At 59.7% G+C, this 4,678-nt stretch carries 5 protein-coding genes; all 5 read right to left on the reverse strand.

Translation table 11 applies throughout. The features are described from left to right. A partial coding sequence (locus B2W52_RS19205; protein WP_286803927.1) for an ATP-binding cassette domain-containing protein occupies positions 1 to 580 on the reverse strand: 580 nt, incomplete at its 3' end. Next, the gene (locus B2W52_RS19210; protein WP_104271564.1) at positions 577 to 1,575 is read right to left on the reverse strand and encodes an ABC transporter ATP-binding protein; all 999 of its coding nucleotides are present in this window, start codon (positions 1,573 to 1,575) and stop codon (positions 577 to 579) included. The genes B2W52_RS19205 and B2W52_RS19210, both read right to left, overlap by 4 nt. Before the next feature lie 4 nt (positions 1,576 to 1,579). Continuing rightward, a complete protein-coding gene (locus B2W52_RS19215; protein WP_273070163.1) occupies positions 1,580 to 2,512 on the reverse strand; it encodes an ABC transporter permease in 933 nt (310 codons plus the stop codon). Beyond that, positions 2,509 to 3,558, reverse strand: a complete 1,050-nt coding sequence (locus tag B2W52_RS19220; RefSeq protein WP_053114107.1) for an ABC transporter permease — start codon at positions 3,556 to 3,558, stop codon at positions 2,509 to 2,511. The genes B2W52_RS19215 and B2W52_RS19220 overlap by 4 nt, the downstream gene beginning before the upstream one ends. A 77-nt stretch (positions 3,559 to 3,635) precedes the next feature. Then, positions 3,636 to 4,678: ABC transporter substrate-binding protein (locus B2W52_RS19225; protein ID WP_286803928.1), on the reverse strand; the 1,043-nt coding region annotated here is incomplete at its 5' end.

Consider the following 4,678-nt stretch of genomic DNA (forward strand, 5'->3'; position numbering starts at 1 on the left):
TGGCCTCGTCCAGCAGCAGGATGGGGGCGTCCTTCAGAAAGGCCCGGGCGATGGCGATCCGCTGGCGCTGGCCACCGGAGAACTCGTGGCCGAAGCGGCTACCCCAGTCCGGATCAATGCCCACCGAATGCATCACCTCATGGATCTTGTCCCGCACCTGTACCGGCGACCAGTCCGGATGGTGGAACCGGATCGGCTCCTCCAGGGTCTGCTGGATGGTCATGCGGGGGTTCAGGGAGGCGTAGGGGTTCTGGAAGATCATCTGCATCTTGCGACGGTAAGGCAGAGAATCCTTACGCTCGAGATGATCGATACGCTGACCGTCGTAGTGGATCTCGCCGGCGCTGGGCGACAGCAGGCCCATCACGGTTCGGGCCACGGTCGACTTGCCACAGCCGGATTCGCCCACCACGCACAGGGCCTCGCCCTTCTGCACTTCCAGATCCACGCCATTGATAGCGTGCACGGCTTCCTGTTTGCGGCGGAAACGGCCACCCTCGAAGGTGATCTGCTCCAGCAGGCTGCCGGACAGGTCAAAGCGTTTCTCAAGACCGCGGATACTTACCAACGGGGAGGTCATGATTCGGCCTCCTGCATGCGTTTCTCCTGTTCAATCAGGTTGGCAACTTCGTAACAGGCCACATTCACATTGCCCGAGCGCACATACTCCGGCATGGCCTGCTTGCACTGCTCGGTGGCGAAGTTGCAGCGGGGATGGAACGGACAGCCGGAGGGCACGTTCTTCAACGATGGCATGGAGCCGGGAATCTGGAACAGCCGCTCGCCGGGCTCGCCCATCTGGGGCAGCGCGTTGATCAGCCCCTGGGTGTAGGGGTGCTGGGCATCGTTGATAATTTCCCGGGTCGGCCCCTGCTCGATAATCCGGCCGGAGTACATGACCAGCATTCGCTGGGTCACCTGGGAAACCACGCCCAGATCGTGGGTAATCAGCATCAACGCCACGTTCTCCTGTTCGCACAGGTTCAGTAGCAGATCCATGATTTCCGCCTGAATGGTGACATCCAGAGCCGTCGTGGGCTCATCCGCGATGATGATTTCCGGATCCAGCAGCAGGGCGATGGCAATGATCACCCGCTGGCGCATGCCCCCGGACAGCTCATGGGGGTATTGATCGAGACGCTTCTCCGGAGAAGGAATCTGCACCTTCTGCAGCCGGTCCAGAGCAATGGCACGGGCTTCTTTTTTACTGATTTTCCGATGGGCAAGGAGAGCCTCCACCATCTGGGTTCCGATGGTGAGGACCGGGTTCAGGGTCATCATCGGATCCTGGAAGATCATGGCGATACGGTTACCACGGATTCGGCGCAGCTCCCGCTCGCTCATGGCGGCGAGGTCCCTGCCCTCGAACAGGATCTGTCCGCCGGCGATGTAGCCCGGCTTGGCAATCAGGTTCAGGATGGAAAAGGCAGCCACCGACTTGCCGGCACCGGACTCCCCCACCAGGCCCAGGCGCTCGCCCTTGTCCAGGCTGAAGCTGATGCCGCGCAGGGCTGTCAGGTCGCCACCACGCACGGCAAAGCGCACATCGAGATCTTTAACTTCCAACAGTGCCATGGTGTTACCCCTTGTACAGCCGTGGGTTCATTACATCCCGCAACCAGTCACCCAACAGATTGATGACCAGCACGAGCACCACCAGCACCAGGCCCGGGATCAGGGTGATCCACCAGGAACCGCTCTGGATGTAGTCAAAGCCGGATTTGATCAGCGACCCCAGCGACGGCTGGGTCTCCGGCATGCCCAGGCCCAGGAATGACAGGGCCGCCTCGGAAATGATGGCGTTGGCAATCTGGACCGTGGCAATAACAAAGATCGGTGACAGGGTGTTGGGCAGGATGTGCCGGAACATGATCCGGCGGGTCCCGAAACCCATCACCTTGGCGGCGTCGACGTATTCCTTCTTTTTTTCCGCCAGCACCGAGGCGCGGACTGTCCGGGCAATCTGGGGCCACTCTGCGACCCCGATGATGAAGATCAGCATGTAAATGGCGATCTCACCGAACATCAGGTTACCGAAGCTCGCCTTGAACACTGCGCCCACGATGATGGCAACCATCAGGGTGGAGAACGACAGCTGAACATCGGCAATGCGCATCAGCACCGCATCGACCTTGCCACCCAGGTAGCCGGCGAGGAGACCGAACAGAATGCCCAGAAACGCCTGCAGGACCACCGCCCCGAAACCGATCATCAGGGACACCCGGGTACCGTAAAGAATCGTGGACAGCAGATCCCGGCCCTGGGCGTCGGTGCCCAGAAGAAATGCCGGATCGGCTCCGCTCATGCCCACCGGGGGCAGCTCAGAATTCATAATGTTGATCTGCGCCAGATCGTAGGGATCGGCGGGCGCCAGCAGGGGCGCGAACACCGCCGCCAGCACCATCAGCAGCAGCACGGCAAAGCTGACAATCGCCACCTTGTCGCGCTTGAAGCTGTACCAGAAGAAGGACTCGCGGAAGCGGTACCAGCGGGAAACCGTTGCCGTTGTCATGCTTTCTTTCCTGTCAGTTTGACGGTGGGATTCACCAGACCGTAGATCAGATCCACCAGGGTATTGGTAACCACGAAAATCAGGCCCACCACCATCAGGTAAGCCACGATCAGCGGAATGTCACTGCGGGTAATGGCCTCCAGGAACATCAGGCCCACGCCCGGCCACTGGAACACGGTTTCCGTAAGGATGGTGTACGCCACCATAATGCCGATCTGCACGCCACCCACGGTGATCACCGGAAGCATGGTGTTCTTGAGTGCGTGCAGGAAGTTGATGCGGCCGGCGCTCAGGCCCTTGGCCCGGGCGTAACGCACATAGTCGCTCTGCAGCACTTCCATCATCTCGGCCCGGATCAGCCGGATAAACAGCGGCAGCATGATCGAGGCCAGCGACACCGACGGTAGGATCAGGTGCATCAGACCGGTACCGGTGAAGAAGCCCGATTCCCAGGTGCCGAACAGGTGAGTCAGCTCATCACCACGCCCGTAAGAGGGCAGGCCGCCCTCAGTGGAAAAGAAGTCGTTCAGCCACTGCCCCCACCCGGTATCGGACGGAAACCAGTTCACCGTCACACCAATGGAGAACAGCTGAATCAGCACAATGGCCGTCAGGAACACCGGGATGGAAATACCCACGGTACTGACGCCCATAAAGAATTTGGATAACCATGCCTGGGGCCGGATAGCGGCATAGACACCAATCGGCACGGAAAGAAACACAATAATCAGACTGGCACCGATGACCAGCTCCAGCGTCGCCGGCAGGTGCTCGGCGATCACTTCCAGGGTCGGCTTGCTGTAGAAATAGGAGTTGCCCAGGTCCCCCTGGAGCGCATTGCCTGCAAACCGCAGGTACTGCACCACCATCGGGTCGTTCAGGCCAAGCTCCTCTCGAATGGCTTCCCTCTCCTCTTCGGAGACGGACATCCCCACCATTTCCTGAAGCGGGTCCCCGAGGCCATCCTGAATGGCAAAGGCAATCACGCTGATCACAAACATGACCAGAAACGCCTGGGAAATCCGCTGAACCAAAAACGCTAACATGGAAAGCTTCCGGATAAGGCTTGCAAACAAAAGGCCGGCGCCGGATCACTCCAGCGCCGGCCGGCCATCAAAGGCAGTTACTCAACAACCAGATCACCCAGGTACGGGAAGTTCATGACATTGAGCACCGGCTCAATATTCACGTTCTTCTTGGAGGCCCAGGCCAGGTCCTGCCAGTGCAGCGGAACAAAGGCGGCATCATCGTACAGACGCTGTTCCACTTCCTGCAGCATGGCGGCACGCTTGTCCAGGTCGGTCTCGACGTTGGCCTTCTGTACCAGGGCGTCGATTTCCGGGTTGCAGTAGTTACCGGCGTTGTACTGGCCAGCGCCAGTGTCGGCATCCGGGCAGAAGGTCAGGAACTCGTAGAAGTTGGCGGAGTCCTCGGTATCCGCGTGCCAGCCGATCATCATCATGTCAGCGGCGCGGTTGTCATACTCCGGCCAGTACTGGGCCTTTGGCAGGGTTTTCAGATCCACCTTGATGTTGATGCGCGCCAGCATGGCAGCCACTGCCTGAGCGATCTTGTCGTCGTTCACGTAGCGGTTGTTCGGCGCCATCATGGTGATTGTGAAACCGTCCTCGTAACCGGCTTCCTTCATCAGCTCCTGGGCCTTGGCCACATCGAAGCGCGGTGTGAGGGACTCGTTATGGCCCTGGTAGCCTTCAGGCGACATCTGGGCAGCAGGGGTGGCGAAGCCTTTCATGATCTTGGCGGCAATGCCTTCCTGGTTGATGGCATAGGCAATCGCCTGGCGAACCTTCGGGTTCTTGAAGGCTTCCACTCGCTCCTGGTTCATGTGGAACAGGATGATGCGGGTGCCACTCATGGTGACCAGGTTGGCGTTCTTGTCGTTGCGGATCCGCTCCAGATCATTGGGCGGAACCGGGGCGATAAAGTCGACACCACCGGACAGCAGCGCAGAAACCCGGGTGTTGTTCTCTTTGATCGGAGTCAGCACGATCTTGCCGACGTTACCCGGGGACTCGGTATCCCAGTAGTCGTCGAAGCGCTCGAACTCGACGCGGACACCCTGCTTGCGTTCGGTCACGGTGTAAGGGCCGGTGCCCGACAGATTCTCGGATGCGAACGAGTTGCCATGTTTGAGGATGGCGCTCT

The sequence above is a fragment of the Marinobacter sp. UBA2498 genome (genome assembly GCF_002341575.1).
Lineage (GTDB): Bacteria > Pseudomonadota > Gammaproteobacteria > Pseudomonadales > Oleiphilaceae > Marinobacter > Marinobacter manganoxydans.